The sequence below is a fragment of the Methylicorpusculum sp. genome, assembly GCF_030651835.1.
GTDB lineage: Bacteria > Pseudomonadota > Gammaproteobacteria > Methylococcales > Methylomonadaceae > Methylicorpusculum.
In genome coordinates this window covers 1-17,190 of record NZ_JAUSBX010000029.1, presented here as the reverse complement: position 1 = coordinate 17,190, position 17,190 = coordinate 1, and the positions used below count along the sequence as shown (strand labels likewise).

General features: G+C 50.8%; 16 protein-coding genes and 1 CRISPR repeat array. Of the genes, 14 read left to right on the top strand and 2 right to left on the bottom strand.

Features of this window, described 5'->3' with window-relative positions; translation table 11 throughout:
* Positions 1-19: 19 nt before the first annotated feature.
* Positions 20-196 carry a hypothetical protein gene (locus Q7V32_RS03650; protein ID WP_304895628.1) on the bottom strand — a complete coding sequence of 59 codons (177 nt, stop codon included), beginning with the start codon at positions 194-196 and terminating at the stop codon, positions 20-22.
* A gap of 47 nt (positions 197-243) precedes the next feature.
* Here Q7V32_RS03650 and Q7V32_RS03645 point away from each other — a divergent pair, with 47 nt between their 5' ends.
* Together Q7V32_RS03645 and Q7V32_RS03640 are read left to right on the top strand one after the other, a co-directional pair.
* Positions 244-810 (top strand): isochorismatase family protein, encoded by a 567-nt coding sequence (locus tag Q7V32_RS03645; RefSeq protein ID WP_304895627.1) that lies wholly within the window; start codon positions 244-246, stop codon positions 808-810.
* 24 nt (positions 811-834) lie between these two features.
* On the top strand, positions 835-1,191 hold the full coding sequence (locus Q7V32_RS03640; RefSeq protein ID WP_304895626.1) for a HopJ type III effector protein: 357 nt from the start codon (positions 835-837) through the stop codon (positions 1,189-1,191).
* A gap of 126 nt (positions 1,192-1,317) precedes the next feature.
* On the opposite strand, the gene Q7V32_RS03635 is transcribed toward Q7V32_RS03640, so the two are convergent.
* Positions 1,318-2,196: a WYL domain-containing protein gene (locus Q7V32_RS03635; RefSeq protein ID WP_304895625.1), complete on the bottom strand. Its 879-nt coding sequence runs from the start codon at positions 2,194-2,196 to the stop codon at positions 1,318-1,320.
* A gap of 417 nt (positions 2,197-2,613) precedes the next feature.
* Here Q7V32_RS03635 and Q7V32_RS03630 point away from each other — a divergent pair, with 417 nt between their 5' ends.
* The 12 genes from Q7V32_RS03630 to cas2e all read left to right on the top strand — a co-directional run bounded on the left by Q7V32_RS03630 (position 2,614) and on the right by cas2e (position 13,295).
* Positions 2,614-3,594, top strand: coding sequence for a YafY family protein (locus Q7V32_RS03630; RefSeq protein ID WP_304895624.1), 981 nt, complete (start codon positions 2,614-2,616; stop codon positions 3,592-3,594).
* 423 nt (positions 3,595-4,017) lie between these two features.
* Entirely contained in the window at positions 4,018-4,278 is a 261-nt protein-coding gene (locus Q7V32_RS03625) for a DUF2442 domain-containing protein (protein ID WP_304895623.1), read from the top strand.
* A 7-nt stretch (positions 4,279-4,285) separates the two neighbouring features.
* Complete coding sequence (gene cas3 / locus Q7V32_RS03620) at positions 4,286-7,015, top strand: CRISPR-associated helicase/endonuclease Cas3 (protein ID WP_304895622.1); 2,730 nt, start codon at positions 4,286-4,288, stop codon at positions 7,013-7,015.
* On the top strand, positions 7,012-8,505 hold the full coding sequence (gene casA / locus Q7V32_RS03615) for a type I-E CRISPR-associated protein Cse1/CasA (RefSeq protein WP_304895621.1): 1,494 nt from the start codon (positions 7,012-7,014) through the stop codon (positions 8,503-8,505). Before cas3 ends, casA begins: the two co-directional genes overlap by 4 nt.
* Complete coding sequence (gene casB, locus Q7V32_RS03610) at positions 8,502-8,960, top strand: type I-E CRISPR-associated protein Cse2/CasB (RefSeq protein ID WP_304895620.1); 459 nt, start codon at positions 8,502-8,504, stop codon at positions 8,958-8,960. Before casA ends, casB begins: the two co-directional genes overlap by 4 nt.
* Positions 8,961-8,977: 17 nt before the next feature.
* A complete protein-coding gene (cas7e, locus tag Q7V32_RS03605; protein WP_304895619.1) occupies positions 8,978-10,105 on the top strand; it encodes a type I-E CRISPR-associated protein Cas7/Cse4/CasC in 1,128 nt (375 codons plus the stop codon).
* A 5-nt stretch (positions 10,106-10,110) separates the two neighbouring features.
* The gene (gene cas5e, locus Q7V32_RS03600; RefSeq protein ID WP_304895618.1) at positions 10,111-10,764 is read left to right on the top strand and encodes a type I-E CRISPR-associated protein Cas5/CasD; all 654 of its coding nucleotides are present in this window, start codon (positions 10,111-10,113) and stop codon (positions 10,762-10,764) included.
* Positions 10,751-11,368, top strand: coding sequence for a type I-E CRISPR-associated protein Cas6/Cse3/CasE (gene cas6e, locus Q7V32_RS03595; RefSeq protein WP_304895617.1), 618 nt, complete (start codon positions 10,751-10,753; stop codon positions 11,366-11,368). The genes cas5e and cas6e overlap by 14 nt, the downstream gene beginning before the upstream one ends.
* A gap of 66 nt (positions 11,369-11,434) precedes the next feature.
* Positions 11,435-11,692 carry a hypothetical protein gene (locus tag Q7V32_RS03590; protein ID WP_304895616.1) on the top strand — a complete coding sequence of 86 codons (258 nt, stop codon included), beginning with the start codon at positions 11,435-11,437 and terminating at the stop codon, positions 11,690-11,692.
* Positions 11,670-12,101, top strand: coding sequence for a type II toxin-antitoxin system VapC family toxin (locus Q7V32_RS03585; protein ID WP_304895615.1), 432 nt, complete (start codon positions 11,670-11,672; stop codon positions 12,099-12,101). Before Q7V32_RS03590 ends, Q7V32_RS03585 begins: the two co-directional genes overlap by 23 nt.
* Positions 12,101-13,012: a type I-E CRISPR-associated endonuclease Cas1e gene (cas1e, locus tag Q7V32_RS03580; protein WP_304895614.1), complete on the top strand. Its 912-nt coding sequence runs from the start codon at positions 12,101-12,103 to the stop codon at positions 13,010-13,012. Before Q7V32_RS03585 ends, cas1e begins: the two co-directional genes overlap by 1 nt.
* Positions 12,993-13,295 carry a type I-E CRISPR-associated endoribonuclease Cas2e gene (gene cas2e, locus Q7V32_RS03575; RefSeq protein ID WP_304895613.1) on the top strand — a complete coding sequence of 101 codons (303 nt, stop codon included), beginning with the start codon at positions 12,993-12,995 and terminating at the stop codon, positions 13,293-13,295. Before cas1e ends, cas2e begins: the two co-directional genes overlap by 20 nt.
* A gap of 79 nt (positions 13,296-13,374) precedes the next feature.
* A CRISPR array of direct repeats spans positions 13,375-17,065; the repeat unit is 29 nt; unit sequence CCGTTCCCCGCATCCGCGGGGATGAACCG.
* Between the last annotated feature and the right edge of the window lie 125 nt (positions 17,066-17,190).

Below are 17,190 nucleotides of genomic sequence, written 5' to 3'. Positions count from 1 at the left end.
AAACACGCTTAAATTAAGGCTATGTTCGCGTTAGTAGTTGAAAGTAAATCAACACCGTCACTCCGGCATGGATTGCCGGAGCCGTTAGACCGCGTAAGCGAATCCAGGTCACAAGGATGTGAAAGCCCAACGCCATCCATGGCTTCTGGACCCCGGCAATCCCTGCCGGGGCGACGCCTACTATAAACGCGAGCATAGCCTAAATTAAAGCGCCCTCCCCTGATCAACAGAGAGTGATTCGTCATGATAGACCACGCCAACTTGATAGCTGCTGAAAACAGCGTGCTGCTGATTGTCGACATGCAAGCCAAACTGACGGCCAGCATGCCGCAAGCCGACGCCGAGTTAATGATTGCCAACACCGGCAAACTGATAGAGGCCGCCAACACACTGGCAATTCCCATTTTTGTTACCGAGCAATACCCTCAAGGTTTAGGCTCGACCGAAACCGCTGTTTTAAACAGACTGCCCGTGCATTCAAAAACCTATCCAAAAACCAGTTTTTCCTGCTGCGAAGCGGAAGGCTTTACTCAGGCGCTTGAACAGACCGAGCGCAGGAAAATAATTCTGGTAGGCCAGGAAGCACATATCTGCGTTTTACAAACCGCATTGGCATTAATGGCTCTCGGCTATCAAGCCTACATCGTTGAAGATGCAGTTTGCTCCCGGAACCCGACGCATAAAACCAACGCCCTGCAAAGAATGCAACTGCAAGGTGCAACGGTCGCCAATTATGAATCGGTCTTGTTCGAATGGCTCAAAGACGCCCAACACCCCGACTTTAAAACGCTATCAGCGCTGGTGCGCTAATTCATCTTCAGCACTCATTTATTTATGACGATCAAAGACTTAATCCAACAAATCAAAGCTCAACAACCTGTCAGCTTTACAGACGTTATCGCAGTGATTCAGGAAAATTATGATTACACCCCTACAGAGTTTCATAACGGCCTTGATCAAAACAAGCTGATAAACGAGGCAGGAAAAAACGAAGGGTCGTGTAAAATTTTTGCCTTCGCCAGACTTAACGAGTTAACTCAAGATGAAACACTCGGCCTGTTTGGCGACTACTACCGTAAAGATGTATTAAATAATCCGGAAGGCAGCGACCATCAAAACATCCGCAATTTCATGCGCTACGGGTGGGAAGGCATTTATTTTAAAAGCCAACCGCTAACGCCCAAAGCTTAGCTATTCAGCGAAGCAACAAAACCAAGATGATACTCCGCGCAGGTTAGGCAATGGCCGTAACCCAGCAGATGGTTTTTTCGAAAGCAGAGCGCTTCGATAGTTGGGGGACGCTCTGCGAGCCAACCCCTAAAGACCCGAACTAGCCCGGATAAGCCCCTTCAACTCTTTGCGATTTAACAGAACAATCTTCTGCAAAAGAGGATCTCTCTTACTATCATCCTTGGCAATGCGCATACATAACAAAAAATAAGGCAGTAAAGCAGCTCTGACTTTAGTTACACATTTACCGTCCATCATCCCGTAATCCCGTTCAACTACACTTTTATGCATTTCGCTTAACCCCGGATGCGGACCAATTTCTACTGAGACCCAGGCTTCCCAAAGCCCGTCTAAAAAAGGCGGCTCCTCAGCCTTACCCAAAATCGTGACCTGGTAAATCCGGGCCAGAACAAAATCACGGTAAACACTCTCCTTGATACTATAAGCCCGCAAATGCCACTGCAAACCATCGAACACCAGCGTATAAGGAACCACCTTGAGAGTCGCCAGTTCATGACTGGTCATGGATTGATAAGTGATTTCAATTTCCAGATTAAAACGGATCGCCCTAACTACAGAGCGCATGAGCAACTCATCAATCTGCCGCCCCAATGGATTAACGATTTCAACAGAAGGCAAGTTGCCGACTAAAGCCACCATTACCTTGGCACCCTTTTGCTGTTGCAACTTTAAAACCAGCAGTAACTCGCCAGTCGACCCTTCCATGAAAAACGGCTTGAACGCTTCGTCGACCACATAGCGCTTAATATGATTATCGTAGAAAATATTACCGGGGCATAAGCTTTGGTAAAGCGATAAATCCTTAGACGCCTGTACACGGCTAATCCCGAAAAACTCGACTAAAGAAGCGGTCGAAATCTCCCCGCTCCAAAACACCGTCGCTTCAAGCAAGATTAAACGCTGGCGTTGCTCCCATTTCAAACGGTCATGTAGAAACTCAGACATAAAAATATGAACATAAAGTTTGCACGGCAATAGATTTTGGTTTAGAGCTTACCTGAATTTTACGAAGTTCTCACCGGAATTTTCCCTAAACACCATAAACTAATTTGGAACAAAGTCAGACGTTTCGGGAACGCTTTTGGAACGTTTTTCCGCATGCGATGGCGATTTCTGCTTTGACCATAATGAAGAATGGGATGCATGGTCCAGTGGACTGGCTTCTGTTGGTAAAGCATTGATGTTTGAAGCAATCGCTTGATCTGACAGCAGTCTTGGATTCAATTTAGCGCAGCGTAACCGGCTTTCCGTCTTTATAGAAAAGTGCCGTTTAACGCTGGACGTTATAATCGACGGCGGTACTTAGCGATATTGCGCTATCTTTAAGGAAAACGAAAACCTAGCAAAATAAGGAGCTGCGGAATGGACCGATTCGAACGAATCTATCAACTGCACCACATACTATCCGAGCGCAGAACGCCGGCATCGAACCGATTTCTTCAAGATAAACTGGAATGCAGTGACGCCACCGTCAAAAGGCTGGTCGGACTGATGCGCGATCACTTCGACGCGCCGATAGTCTACGACAGAAACCGAAACGGCTACTATTACGACACGGAAACCGGCGCTCATCCTTACGAACTACCGGGCCTATGGTTCAATTCCGAAGAACTTTGGGGACTGCTGACTTGCCATACGATGCTGCGGAAAATTTCGCCGGGTATTTTTGGGGATCAGATCGCCCAGTTGCAAAACCGGATAGAAAAACTTCTCGCGTTAGATCAAAGTAGCGCCGAACGCAAACTGGAATGCATTAAAATCATCCCGATCGCCTCGCGTCAAAACGTCCAAAATCCTTGGTTCGCCAAAATTGCCGGAGCACTATTCGACAATCAACGTCTCGATTTGATCTATGAAGCGCGAAGCGACGGGCATACTAGCGAGCGCAGCGTATCCCCGCAAAATCTTGTTTACTATCGGGACAACTGGTACCTCGATGCATGGTGCCATCTTAGAAACAAACTGCGCACCTTTGCATTAGAACGCATTAAAACCGCCATACGCCAAGAAGTACCCGCCCAAAGCGTCGATCGGCAACAGCTCGAAGACTATTTCAGTGCCGCCTACGGCATCTTTTCCGGCAATGCCGAGCACATCGCAAAGCTAAAATTCACGCCTCAGCGCGCCCGCTGGGTCGCCGACGAACAATGGCATCCCAAACAAACCGGCCGCCTGCACAAAGACGGCAGCTACGAATTGCACGTACCGTTCGGCGATCACCGCGAACTGTTGATGGACATCCTCCGCCACGGCGCCGAAGTCGAAATTTTGGAACCGGCTTTTTTACGCGACGCACTGATCGAGCAAATTGAAGCCATGGCGAGCATCTATCAAAAAAATTAGCCACCGTATCACGCTTTGATACGGTGGCTATGGATAATAGACGGAAAGACCGCTAAACAAGGAAAGATCCCTCGTTCCCAAGCTCTTTGCTTGGGAACGCAGTTCGAGAAGCTCCAGCTTCTCTAAACCGGTAAGCAAGAGCTTACATGAAGGGTTTTCCAAATCTGAGTTTGGGGAAAAGCGATGGGATATGAATACTTGCGTTTGGATCATGAAAAAGGCCTTCAGCGACACCGAGGCCAACCCAAGTCTGTTGGACAGTATTTGATGCGCCGAATCGATTTCATCCGGCCGGCTAGAGAAATTTAACGACAATTGGCTGAGTCGGAGCAGCGCATTGCCAAGCAGCTCAAAACGAATTGCCGCCTATTTCAAATGACGTGATGCAGACCGAATTTATATGAAAACAACCGGAATCCAAGCATGTTTCTCCACATAACCGAGGCCACGTATCTCGATGATTATCGTATAAAACTGGTATTTAACGACGGATTGACCGGTGTTGCCGATTTACGCAATGGGCTTTGGGGAGAAATGTTTGAGCCGCTATTGGACCGGAATAATTTCAGCCGAATCCGATTGGATCCGGAATTAGGAACCGTTTGCTGGCCCAATGGCGCCGACCTCGCTCCGGAGTTTTTGTACACATTGATACAATCTAACAGTGAACCCAGTTTAAAGTGAGGCAACCATGACCGAAACAGCCGGATATTACAGCTATTGGGGTAAAGCCAAACCGGAAGGCGAATCCGGTCCTGCCTATCATTTGTTGCCTTATCATTGTTTGGATGTGGCGGCGGTAGCGGATCAATGGTTGGAACAAAGCCTGGCTTACGGACAACGATTTTGCGACATTACGGGATTAGACAAGCAACGAACGCGTGCTTGGCTGCTATTTTTCATTGCGTTACACGATTATGGCAAATTTGATTTACGATTCCAGCGAAAAGCAGGTGAGGCTTGGAAAGCGGTTAATCGGCAATTGAGCGCCGTTGAAACGCATCTGAATGGGTTGGATATCAAAACATACAATCATGGTCCGGCTGGTTTGTATTGGTTTTATCAAGATCTAGCAGAACGTTTTTCCTCAGGCGATGACGATTTTTCCTTTGACGATAATGAAGAATGGGAAGCATGGTGTAGTTGGTTGGCTCCGGTTGTCGGGCATCACGGCATCCTGCCGAAGGACGATGAAAAGGACAATCCAAAATTCAATCTATTGGCGTCAAACGAGATATTGGATCCCTTTAAACAAAGCCGTTTGCAATGGTTGCAACTGTTAGAGCGTTTTTTTCTCTTGCCAGCAGGACTGAATTTGAGCGACACACCGCCAAGGCTGGAAACCAGCAAAAATAATCAAAGCACGGCAACGATGTTGGCCGGTTTTTGTTCGGTATGTGATTGGCTTGGCTCGTCCGAACGCTTCGATTATGACGCTGAACCCTGCAATGATCTTGACGAACTGAAACAATGGTATGCAAAGCGTATCAGTATTGCGAAAGCCGCTTTATTCGATGCCGGCGTTCTAAGCCGTATCAAACCCTATCAAACGTTGAGCGCTTTATTGACCGAAGGCAGCAGCCCTCGCCAAGTTCAGTGTTTGGTTGATAGTTTGCCGATAACCGGCGGGCTTACCATCATCGAAGCATCAACCGGCTCTGGTAAGACCGAAGCCGCGTTGGCCTATGCCTGGAAATTGTTGGCATCGGGTTTGGCCGATAGCATTGTGTTTGCCCTACCGACTCAAGCCACGGCCAATGCGATGTTGAGCCGGTTGGACAAAGCCGCGCCGTTATTGTTTTCAGAACAAACCAACTTAGTGTTGGCGCATGGCCGAGCCAAATATCAACGAGATTTCATCGATTTGAAAAAAGCCTGCCGGCCGCAAACCGCGCAAGGTGAAGAAGAAGCCTGGGTGCAATGCGGCAATTGGTTGGCGCAAAGCCGCAAACGGGTCTTTCTCGGTCAAATTGGCGTTTGCACCGTCGATCAGGTTTTAGTTTCGGTGTTGCCGGTTAAGCATAAATTCGTGCGGGGCTTTGGTATCGGCCGTAGCGTGTTGATTGTCGATGAAGTTCACGCCTACGATAGCTATATGTATGGTTTGTTGGAAGCTGTATTGGAACAGCAACGCCTTGCCGGTGGCTGCGCGATTTTGTTGTCTGCAACGTTGCCCTTCGAACAAAAGCGCCGATTGGCGAAAGCTTGGAATTGTGACTTGCCCTATGAAAACAAGCGTTATCCTTTGATTTGCCACTGCCAAGCTGGAGGTGCCGAATTCTTTGATTTGTCCGATTTACCCGAGCAACAACCCAAGTCGACAACCGTCGGTATCGAGCTATTCAAAATTTCGGAGTTATTGCCGGACGAAAATTTGGTTCGACGTATGCTAAATGCCGTGGAACAAGGCACGCAAGTCTGCCTCGTTTGCAATTTGGTGGCCGTGGCGCAACAGATTTATCAGGTTTTGTTACAACTGATACAGCAATCGCCGTTACTGAACGAAACGCAATTGTTGCTCTTTCATTCTCGTTTCATCTTTGCCGATCGCCAAAAAAAAGAGCAAACCGTGCTCGAATGGTTCGGACCGGAATCAGAAGAGCGCTGTAGACAAGGCCATTTGTTGATTGCCACTCAGGTGGTCGAGCAATCGCTCGATCTGGACTTCGATTGGTTGATTACCCAACTTTGTCCGGTCGATTTGCTGTTTCAACGCATGGGACGTTTACATCGTCATGCTAAAAATCAGATTGGCCGTCCACTCGAATTCGCAAAGCCGGTTTGCACAATCTTGTTGCCGAAGAACATTGATTACGACTTGCATGCGGTGATCTATGGAAATAGCCGAGTACTTTGGCGAACGCAACAGTTGTTGGAGCAAGCTGCCCAAAAGAATGACTCACAAATTTCTTTCCCCAATGTTTATCGAGAATGGATTGAGCTGGTTTATCAGGAGAATACTTGGTGCGACGAACCGGAATCGGTATCCAAAAGCTACGAAAAGTTCGAATTAGAAAGCGAATCGAGCCGGTCCAATGCCTTGCGAATTCTAAGAATGAATCCTGGATTGGACGACAACGACAGCAATGTGTCGGCACTGACTCGTGATGGTGAGATGAACTTGAATATTTTGCCAACGTACATTGATACCGAAGATCGGGAGCACCTTTTGAACGATGAGTGTTTGAACGATCTTGATGAAAGCAATCAAACGGAAGCGTTCAACCTAAACACTATTGCCGTACCCCGCAGTTGGGCCAATCAAGGTCGATTGCCAAAGCCCGAACAGGATGGTTTGATTAAATTGCACGTGCAGCGACAAGAATCAGGTGGGTTTATCGCTAGCCATGGCAACTATTCTTATCTCTATCATGCCGATACCGGCTTAACCCGCATCGAAACCACCGAGGAGAGCAAATGAACCTACTAACTGATGCCTGGATACCGATTCAACATCAAGGCAACTACCAAAAAATCGGCCTTCAGCAATTGTTATGCGGCGAAACAGACGGCGAACTGTGTTTGCCGCGCGATGACATGGAGCTGGCCTGTTTGCAATTGTTATGCGCCATCGCGCAAGTGCTGTTTACGCCCAAGGACAAAAAGGAACTGGGGAGGCTTGTTCAACAGCCATTGACGCCGGAAATCTACGCCGAAGTCTGTAAGGACAAATTGGATTGGTTCGATTTGAATCATCCGCAAACGCCGTTCATGCAGATTCGCGGCGTCGATGCCAAAGAGCCGACTCCGATGGAAAAATTATTGGCAGGAGTCGCCGACGGCACCAATAAGGCCTTCGTCAATCCCCCTGGTTTGGGCGAAGCCTTGTGCGGCGGCTGCGTGGCGGTTTCATTGTTCAATGTTGCCAACAACTCGCCGAGCATGGGTGGTGGATTCAAAGGCAGTTTGCGCGGCAGCACACCCATTACGGTTCTGATCAAGGGAAAGGATTTGCGGCAGACCCTTTGGCTCAATGTCTTGACCGAAGAAACTGCCGAATCGGTCATGCCTTGGTATCAAAAGACCAAAAACCAACGACCAAACTACCTGGATAGAGTTAATGCGGGTGAAAAGATTCCTGCGTCGTCCATCGGTTTGGTTCGCGGCCTGCTATGGCAACCCTCTCATTTCGAGCTGTTGCCGGTTGAAAACAATGCAATATGCAGTTGCTGCGGCTGCGAAGAGCCGGTATATCGCGGCTTCAAAAAAGCTAAATTCAATTACACCGTGGAAGGCATTTGGCCGCATCCGCTATCATCCCGCACATTTACCGTCAAAAAAGGCGAAAAAGAAGAAAAATTTCCTTCGTTTACCTCAACAGCGCCGACCTGGACGCATTTGAGCAAGCTGGTGGTCGATCAATTGGAAGATACGCAAAATGGGCAACAGGCTGCACCGGTACTGCAACAGGCCAGAAAATTAATTGCCGCCGACAAAATTCATTTGATCGTCGGCGGTTACCGAAACAACAAAGCGACTGTATTGGAACGACGGCATGAGTTTTTCAGCTTGGCACAAGGCTGGGCGGAGCACGGATTGGTGATTCATAAAATCACTCAGGGCGGTTTGGCTTACAGATCCGCATTGCACAAAGCGCTCTATCTATTTGCGGTCGGTGTAAAAGATAAAGTCCACGGTTCTGGGGTTAATCTATGCAATCCCGTCGAAGCGAATTATTACCAGCAAACCGAAAACTTGCTGCATCAAACTTTTGCCTGCGTGAATTTCGCAGCACCGGATTCGACGCTGCAAGCATTGAATCGAAAGCTAAAAGCCGTTGTGCTCGATTTGTTCGAGCAAGCCACCAAACCATACCGCCAAGAACCCAAAATGTTGAAAGCATTGGCCTTGGCGAGACGATCGTTACACAAATCACTTAATGAACTGGAACCCGAAGGAGCTAAAACATGAGTGAAGGACAAAACCAAAGGCCGGATTTTCTCGGCTTGTACGAGCGCTATCAAAAACTGAAACCGGGTCCGCAGGCCGAATTAAAACGGGTGGTGCAGCCGGACGATCTATTGGAAATACCGGCTTTCTATCGCTTGCTACACGGCACAAACGCCGGTAAAGGTATGCAGCGCCTAGTGTATTGCCTGCCGTTGATCAAACACCAAGAAGGGGGCGATTCGTTAGGAAGAGCCTTGGCAAAGGCCGACATCAACGAAAAGCGCCTTTTCATGGTAATTCGCTCACAAGAACCGAACGATTTAATCCAACTGCGGCGTTTGCTCAAACATATTCAACCCAAACTGGATTGGCTATCTGCCTCCAAAACTTTTTATTACTGGAACGACCTCACCAAACGCCAATTACTGGAAGACTTTTTCTTCTACCAAAATACCAAAAGCAAAGAATCCGCTTAAAGCCAAGGAAATAAACCATGAACGAAAACTTTATCAATTTTCACATTCTCATTTCACACAGTCCGTCTTGCTTGAATCGCGACGATATGAATATGCAAAAATCGGCGCTTTTCGGCGGCAAGCGGCGAGTGCGTGTTTCTAGTCAAAGCTTAAAACGCACGATGCGACACAGTGATTATTATCGTGAACACTTGGGTGAGCCGAGCATTCGTACTAAACACTTGGCCGACTATCAAAACAAAGCAGTTGCCGCATTATCCAACCGCTACAACGAAGACTTAATCAAACAAGCCATTGACTACATTTCCGGTAAAGATGCCAGTGCCGAAGATGCTAAAGACGATGCCGTGGCACCTTGGGTATTAGAAGAAGTCGCTTATTTTTGCGACCAAATTAAATTGCTGGAGGCTGAAGGTGTCGATGCGAAGAAATTGCAAAAACATATCGAGAAAGACAGCCAGGCTTTTCGTCAAGCTTTGTCCAAAGGTTTAGACATCGCGTTATCAGGTCGCATGGCAACCTCCGGTTTGATGAGCGAAGTCGGCAAAATCGACGGTGCATTAGCCGTCGCCCACGCCATCACCACGCACACGGTCGATGCCGACATCGATTGGTTTACCGCCGTCGATGATTTGCAGGAATTGGGTTCAGGCCATTTGGATACTCAGGAATTTTCTTCCGGCGTGTTTTACCGTTACGCCAGCCTTAACCTGAAACAATTGCAGGTCAATCTGGGTTTGTTGGCCGACATCAAAACCGAAGAAACCGCCGAGGGCCGTGCCAAAGCCTTGGGCATTGCTGCTCATGTATTGCACATGCTGGCAACCGAAGTGCCGAGCGCCAAGCAACAAAGCTTTGCCGCGCACAATTTGGCGGACTTGGCTTTGGTCGGTTTTTCGCATCAACCGGTTTCGTTGGCAAACGCCTTTGAAAAGCCGATTCAAGCCGACTTCAAAACCGGAGGCTTTCGCGAACCGTCGATCACGGCATTGAACACCTATTGGGACAAAATCCATCGCGGTTACGGTCTTCAAGAACGTTGCGCCGAGTTCGTCTTGGAACAAGTGCAACCGGTCGATGGTATCGTGGTGAAACCATCGCTGCCTGAATTGGTAAATTGGGTCAAAACTAACGGCCAAGGATAAACGCTATGCGCGATTATTTGATTTTAAAATTACAGGGGCCGATGCAAGCCTGGGGGCGGGAAAGTTTCGAGGGTTTGCGGCCTTCGGAATTGTTCCCAGGCCGGAGCGCGTTGCTGGGTTTGTTGGGGGCCTGTTTGGGTATCGACCGCATCGACCGCGAAGGATTGCAAGCATTAGCCTCCAGCGTGTCGTTTGCTGTTCGCGTCGATCACCAAGGTCAAAAAATGACCGATTACCACACCGTTAAAAACGCCCGTGAAGATTATCGTGGCTTGAAAAGCCACGACACCATTCAAACTTGGCGGGAATATTGGCAAGATGCGTTTTATACTGTGGCAGTTTGGAACAATGACAATGCAACACTCAGCTTGGATCGCATCGAGCACGCACTAAAAAGACCGCATTATACGCCGGTACTCGGTAGACGCAGTTGTCCGTTGGCGCGGCCATTACTAGATAATCGCGTATCCGCCGAGTCAGCGCTGGCGGCATTGGCTTTGAGTGGTGATACCGGCGGAACGGTTTACAGTGAAGAATGTACCGACAATGCGATTCCCATCAAAAAACGAGATACGCCGATCATTCATCAACCCCGGCAATTCGCCAGCCGGACGCTATACATGAGTCATGGGCAAGGAGGCGAATATGTTTCTGAGTAAGGTGCATATTCCCTGGCAGCAAGCCAAAAACCCTTATCAGTTTCATCAAGCATTATGGAAGTTATTTCCAGACTGCGATGATGCCGAACGTGACTTTTTATTCCGCGTCGAACAATTTCAGTCGGGTGTTGGCGCTCATGTGTTGTTGCAATCGGCACTCAAACCGGAAGGCAGCGAGCAAAGTCCGTTACTCTTGGCGCAACGCGAATTTGCGTTGAATGTTCCAAAGAGTCAACGTTTGCGCTTTCGATTGAGAGCCAATCCGATCAAAACTATTAAGGACAGCGGCAAAGGGACGGTCGAAAAGAAGGGTAAAACTTTTACCAGAACCGTGCGCGTGCCATTGTTGCATGAGGAGCAGCAACAAGCTTGGTTGGAGCGCAAGTTTCAGGGTTTTGCACTGTTGGAAACGTTGATCGTGCAGCCCGAGCCGGTCATGTATTTTCGAAAACCAAAGGAGGGGCGTAGCGGCAAAATACAAACAGTGTTGTTTGACGGCGTCATAAACGTTACCGATCAGGCACAATTTGCAGCACAAATTTTACACGGTATCGGCCCGGCCAAAGCCTTTGGCTGCGGTTTGCTGTCGGTGGCTAGAGTTTGATGATTCGGTTAAGATAAGTGCGTCCCCTACACCCGAGGGGATAAATCGTCGTACAGGAGATTTGCAATGCGTATTACCGCTCGAATTGACGAAGATCACGAACAGAAACTGAAATCCATACAACGGAAAATGAATCTGAATACGACGGAAATCATCAAAATTGCGTTGGATTTGCTTTATGAAAAAACGGAATTATCGGTCAAAGAAAAAAACAGGATGTTGATCGATAAGTTGGCAGGCATAGGTCATGGGCCAAGCGATGGCTCGGTCAGGTATAAAAAATATGTCGCAGAGTATATCGATGAAAAATTGGGTCATCGCTGATACCGGTTTTTGGTATGCGTTGCTCAACAAGAATGACGTTCATCATGTCAAAGCCGTTGATATGCTTAGCCGGATTGATGCAAGTTTGGTTTCGACATGGCCTGTCATAACTGAAACCTGCTATTTTTTGCAATCGAGATTGGGGCAAAATCAAGCCTGTGCATTTCTCTCGACATACGATGAAGGCTTGTTCGACATTTACGATCTGCAACCCGCACACGTGAAACGGATGACCGTGCTGATGCAAAAATTCGCCGACTTGCCGATGGATTTGGCTGACGCCTCGTTGGTGATTTTGGCGGAAGAGTTGGGGCATGGTCGCATTCTTTCTACCGATATGCGCGATTTTCAAGCCTACCGTTGGAAAAATCATAATCCTTTTCAAAACCTGCTGTTACCCGATTCCTGATGCTTCCACCACTCAAACCCATCGCCATGAAAGAACGCGTTTCCTTGGTGTTTATCGAAAAAGGCCAGATCGATGTCAAAGACGGCGCATTTGTCGTCATTGACGATACCGGCATCCGCACTCATATTCCGGTCGGCAGTATCGCCTGCATCATGTTGGAACCCGGAACCCGGGTTTCCCATCAGGCCGCAGCACTGGCCGCCAGAGCCGGGACCTTATTAGTCTGGGTTGGTGAAGCGGGCGTTCGCTTATACGCGTCGGGACAACCCGGCGGCGCTAGGTCCGATCGTTTGCTCTACCAAGCCAAATTGGCTCTCGATGATGCAGCGAGATTGAAAGTTGTGCGCAAAATGTACGAAATTCGTTTCGGCGAAAAGCCGCCTGAACGGCGCAGTGTAGAACAATTGCGCGGCATAGAAGGCGCCAGAGTCAGAAAGCTTTATCAATTATTGGCGAAACAAGCGGGTGTCGAGTGGAAAGGCCGAAACTACGATCATACAGAATGGGATAACAGTGACGCCGCCAACCGCTGCATCAGTTCTGCCACCGCTTGTCTTTACGGCATCTCGGAAGCGGCGATACTGGCTGCCGGTTATGCACCGGCCATAGGATTTATCCACACCGGCAAACCACTGTCATTTGTTTATGACATCGCCGATCTCTTCAAATTTGACGACATCATCCCCCACGCTTTTAAAATCGCAGCCAAAAACTACCCGGCTCCGGAACGTGAAGTTCGCTTAATGTGTCGGGATATATTTAGACAATCGAAAATCCTCAGAAAAATCATCCCCACCATAGAAGAGGTGCTGGCAGCCGGCGAATTGGAAATACCCAAACCGACTGAAGAAAACATAGCACCTGCCATTCCAAACTCAGAGAGCATCGGCGATGTTGGTCATCGTAGTTGAAAACGTCCCGCCCCGTTTAAGAGGGCGATTAGCCGTATGGTTAATTGAAATTCGGGCCGGTGTCTATGTCGGCGATCTGTCGGTCAAGGTTCGCGAGATGATTTGGGCACAAATTGAAGACGGTATCGAAGAAGGCAATGCGGTTATGGCTTGGTCAACGAACACCGAGTCAGGCTTCGACTTTATGACCTTAGGCAAAAACCGACGTCTGCCGGTTGAACTCGACGGCCTGAAATTGGTGTCCTTTTACCCAGTAGAAAACGATGAACCCAAAGCTCTTTAACAATCCGGAAAATACCGAAAAAATCGGTAAAATTTTAGGCAGGCTATTTCTGTTTATTTAACAATCGGTTAAAGTTAGTCCGTTCCCCGCATCCGCGGGGATGAACCGTTGATGCGCTTGATTTTGGTAGTTATTTGGAACCGTTCCCCGCATCCGCGGGGATGAACCGCATCCATTAATGTGCTGGATGCTATTTCTGAGCCGTTCCCCGCATCCGCGGGGATGAACCGTGTGAGCCATTGAGCGCATACGCTAACACCATCCGTTACCCGCATCCGCGGGGATGAACCGTTGAAATGGGTGGCAATGGCGGGCAAGCAGTACCGTTCCCCGCATCCGCGGGGATGAACCGACTTCTCTCGCGGATTCCGAGGTCAATAATACCCGTTCCCCGCATCCGCGGGGATGAACCGTGATAACGCAGCATTGGCCGCTTACATTAACTCCGTTCCCCGCATCCGCGGGGATGAACCAGGTCTTGTTGCATCCCGCTGTCACTTTAACACCCGTTCCCCGCATCCGCGGGGATGAACCAGATACGCCCGCCCTCGGTATGCTGGCGCATGACCGTTCCCCGCATCCGCGGGGATGAACCGACGACCTTGACGCGGGGATTATAAGCGCAGAACCGTTCCCCGCATCCGCGGGGATGAACCGCAATGTAATTTAATGCAGCAAGCTCATACTGACCGTTCCCCGCATCCGCGGGGATGAACCGAAAGTGGTTGGCAGGTTTTGCCTTCTGATTTGCCGTTCCCCGCATCCGCGGGGATGAACCGTAGCCATGATCGCCCAGCTCTTAGGCGAACGCCCGTTCCCCGCATCCGCGGGGATGAACCGCCTAATCGGCGCTGATGCCTCTGCGTTGATTGCCGTTCCCCGCATCCGCGGGGATGAACCGGATTTTAAATGGTGCCCTCTGAATCTGTGTAAACCGTTCCCCGCATCCGCGGGGATGAACCGCGTATCGGCCCGCCCGAGCACACAGCCGTGATCCGTTCCCCGCATCCGCGGGGATGAACCGTTTGAGTAAGGATCTGAACCGAAAAGCGGAAACCGTTCCCCGCATCCGCGGGGATGAACCGCAACCCTTCCAGCAGAGTGGGAAGCGGAAGTACCGTTCCCCGCATCCGCGGGGATGAACCGCGATAATTATTATATGAACCCAGGCGATCCAGCCGTTCCCCGCATCCGCGGGGATGAACCGTGATCGGTTTGTTGTGTGCGGGGACTACTCGACCGTTCCCCGCATCCGCGGGGATGAACCGCCAAATCCGGAGGTTTCGCTTATTCCAGTGTTCCGTTCCCCGCATCCGCGGGGATGAACCGTTTAAACCGGGCGCAAGTTCGGCATATTCGCGCCGTTCCCCGCATCCGCGGGGATGAACCGTGTTGTTGTTGGAATTGAGCGAACGGTATCAGCCGTTCCCCGCATCCGCGGGGATGAACCGTCGCCTGATTTACTATTTGCTCTAAATGGGTACCGTTCCCCGCATCCGCGGGGATGAACCGCCTGGAAGTCTGTCTGTAAATAAAAAGCCTGTCCGTTCCCCGCATCCGCGGGGATGAACCGCGCCGGGTTTACCAGCAGTTGCGCAATGGGGACCGTTCCCCGCATCCGCGGGGATGAACCGCCTGGCGAAATAGATCAACGTTCCGATTAGATCCGTTCCCCGCATCCGCGGGGATGAACCGTTGGCGGCAGACGGGTAAATCAACGGAATTGTCCGTTCCCCGCATCCGCGGGGATGAACCGGTTACTGCTTGGTTGTATCTTATTTTGTAGTTCCGTTCCCCGCATCCGCGGGGATGAACCGTATGCGGCTTATGTTCAGGCTGAGCGGTCATTCCGTTCCCCGCATCCGCGGGGATGAACCGTTGAAAAAGCCTTTTATGCCCAGCTGGTAGGCCCGTTCCCCGCATCCGCGGGGATGAACCGAAATATTGCTGTTAAAGCAAAGGTCAGTTGCACCGTTCCCCGCATCCGCGGGGATGAACCGCTCTCATACTCAGCATAGGTTGCCGCCACTAACCGTTCCCCGCATCCGCGGGGATGAACCACGGGGGCCGAAGGCGGTGGAGCGAAATCTCACCCGTTCCCCGCATCCGCGGGGATGAACCGTACCCAGAGATCTACGACACGATTCAACTCAGCCGTTCCCCGCATCCGCGGGGATGAACCGTCGGCAATGTCATGAGGCGTTTCGGCGGATACCCGTTCCCCGCATCCGCGGGGATGAACCGTATAAAACCGATGCGCAACAAAACTTTGATTCCCGTTCCCCGCATCCGCGGGGATGAACCGCCGGGAGCCTTATTTAACCGCTGTGTCGGTAGCCGTTCCCCGCATCCGCGGGGATGAACCGCCATCTGGTCGCGGCTCATGGGCTTTTAGCCTCCGTTCCCCGCATCCGCGGGGATGAACCGCCAACCCTGATGCTGCCGCATAGGTTCCAGTGCCGTTCCCCGCATCCGCGGGGATGAACCGGCGCTTGCTGATTTGCTACTCGCCAGGAAAAACCGTTCCCCGCATCCGCGGGGATGAACCGCATTACCTTAGGTTGCCGTTTAGATCGTTTTACCGTTCCCCGCATCCGCGGGGATGAACCGCGGCATTGGCCCGTTACTTGTCATGATGCCGCCCGTTCCCCGCATCCGCGGGGATGAACCGCTCGCCAGTGAGCGCGCTCAATGCCGCGTCAACCGTTCCCCGCATCCGCGGGGATGAACCGAGCATGGAACATGCTTGGCGGCACAATTGATTCCGTTCCCCGCATCCGCGGGGATGAACCGCATCCCTTTAACTCCTTTATCAAAAGGATCAACCGTTCCCCGCATCCGCGGGGATGAACCGGCCGCTCTCGGAATTGCCACCGAAAGATTCGACCGTTCCCCGCATCCGCGGGGATGAACCGAAAACGATATCAATATCAGGCCAATCGCAGTACCGTTCCCCGCATCCGCGGGGATGAACCGAAAGAGGTCGCATTTCAAAACGGGTGGGTTATCCGTTCCCCGCATCCGCGGGGATGAACCGGCTGAATTAAATGCTTTTAATTCGTGCATGAACCGTTCCCCGCATCCGCGGGGATGAACCGTAACCGATGACAACGCCGCAGATCAGCGTTGTCCGATCCCCGCATCCGCGGGGATGAACCGAACTTGGGAAGAAGTAACCTGGGTAGCAAGGCCCGTTCCCCGCATCCGCGGGGATGAACCGCGAACTTGGACGCTTGGGAAGATCGAGCAGACCCGTTCCCCGCATCCGCGGGGATGAACCGTGGGCTATGGCGCAGCTTATTCGCTGCATAAACCGTTCCCCGCATCCGCGGGGATGAACCGTGGCACGCCGCTGGCAAGATAAAAACCCCGTACCGTTCCCCGCATCCGCGGGGATGAACCGACGAATCGACGGCGTAATTGATGTCTACCTTGTCCGTTCCCCGCATCCGCGGGGATGAACCGCGGCAGTAACGGCGTACACTTACGACTAATGACCGTTCCCCGCATCCGCGGGGATGAACCGTCGTGGCGATTGCGCCGGTGCCAGCTTCGTTACCGTTCCCCGCATCCGCGGGGATGAACCGGGAACGGCACCGCCCCTGCCATGAGCGGTTTTCCGTTCCCCGCATCCGCGGGGATGAACCGCCGTACTTGATCGGGGAAACTGTAGACTCCCGCCGTTCCCCGCATCCGCGGGGATGAACCGCAGCCTGAAACGTTCTGAAAATAAAGTTAATTCCGTTCCCCGCATCCCTCAGTGTCAGGATAGTTGTCGCCTCTAAAATTTTATAGAGGTACAAAATGCAAACCCGTTATAGTGAAGAATTTAAACAGCAAGCCCTGAGTAAAGTATTGCAACGCGGTGATAAAAGCATTCAATCGATTGCCGATG

What these genes read in the sequence shown, in the direction of transcription:
- casA (WP_304895621.1), top strand. Translation starts at nt 7,012, where the DNA reads ATGAACCTACTAACTGATGCCTGGATACCGATTCAACATCAAGGCAAC.
- casB (WP_304895620.1), top strand. Translation starts at nt 8,502, where the DNA reads ATGAGTGAAGGACAAAACCAAAGGCCGGATTTTCTCGGCTTGTACGAG.
- Q7V32_RS03625 (WP_304895623.1), top strand. Translation starts at nt 4,018, where the DNA reads ATGTTTCTCCACATAACCGAGGCCACGTATCTCGATGATTATCGTATA.
- cas1e (WP_304895614.1), top strand. Translation starts at nt 12,101, where the DNA reads ATGCTTCCACCACTCAAACCCATCGCCATGAAAGAACGCGTTTCCTTG.
- Q7V32_RS03585 (WP_304895615.1), top strand. Translation starts at nt 11,670, where the DNA reads ATGAAAAATTGGGTCATCGCTGATACCGGTTTTTGGTATGCGTTGCTC.
- Q7V32_RS03590 (WP_304895616.1), top strand. Translation starts at nt 11,435, where the DNA reads ATGCGTATTACCGCTCGAATTGACGAAGATCACGAACAGAAACTGAAA.
- cas2e (WP_304895613.1), top strand. Translation starts at nt 12,993, where the DNA reads ATGTTGGTCATCGTAGTTGAAAACGTCCCGCCCCGTTTAAGAGGGCGA.
- Q7V32_RS03635 (WP_304895625.1), bottom strand. Translation starts at nt 2,196, where the DNA reads ATGTCTGAGTTTCTACATGACCGTTTGAAATGGGAGCAACGCCAGCGT.
- cas5e (WP_304895618.1), top strand. Translation starts at nt 10,111, where the DNA reads ATGCGCGATTATTTGATTTTAAAATTACAGGGGCCGATGCAAGCCTGG.
- cas7e (WP_304895619.1), top strand. Translation starts at nt 8,978, where the DNA reads ATGAACGAAAACTTTATCAATTTTCACATTCTCATTTCACACAGTCCG.
- Q7V32_RS03650 (WP_304895628.1), bottom strand. Translation starts at nt 196, where the DNA reads ATGCTCGCGTTTATAGTAGGCGTCGCCCCGGCAGGGATTGCCGGGGTC.
- Q7V32_RS03645 (WP_304895627.1), top strand. Translation starts at nt 244, where the DNA reads ATGATAGACCACGCCAACTTGATAGCTGCTGAAAACAGCGTGCTGCTG.
- Q7V32_RS03640 (WP_304895626.1), top strand. Translation starts at nt 835, where the DNA reads ATGACGATCAAAGACTTAATCCAACAAATCAAAGCTCAACAACCTGTC.
- Q7V32_RS03630 (WP_304895624.1), top strand. Translation starts at nt 2,614, where the DNA reads ATGGACCGATTCGAACGAATCTATCAACTGCACCACATACTATCCGAG.
- cas6e (WP_304895617.1), top strand. Translation starts at nt 10,751, where the DNA reads ATGTTTCTGAGTAAGGTGCATATTCCCTGGCAGCAAGCCAAAAACCCT.
- cas3 (WP_304895622.1), top strand. Translation starts at nt 4,286, where the DNA reads ATGACCGAAACAGCCGGATATTACAGCTATTGGGGTAAAGCCAAACCG.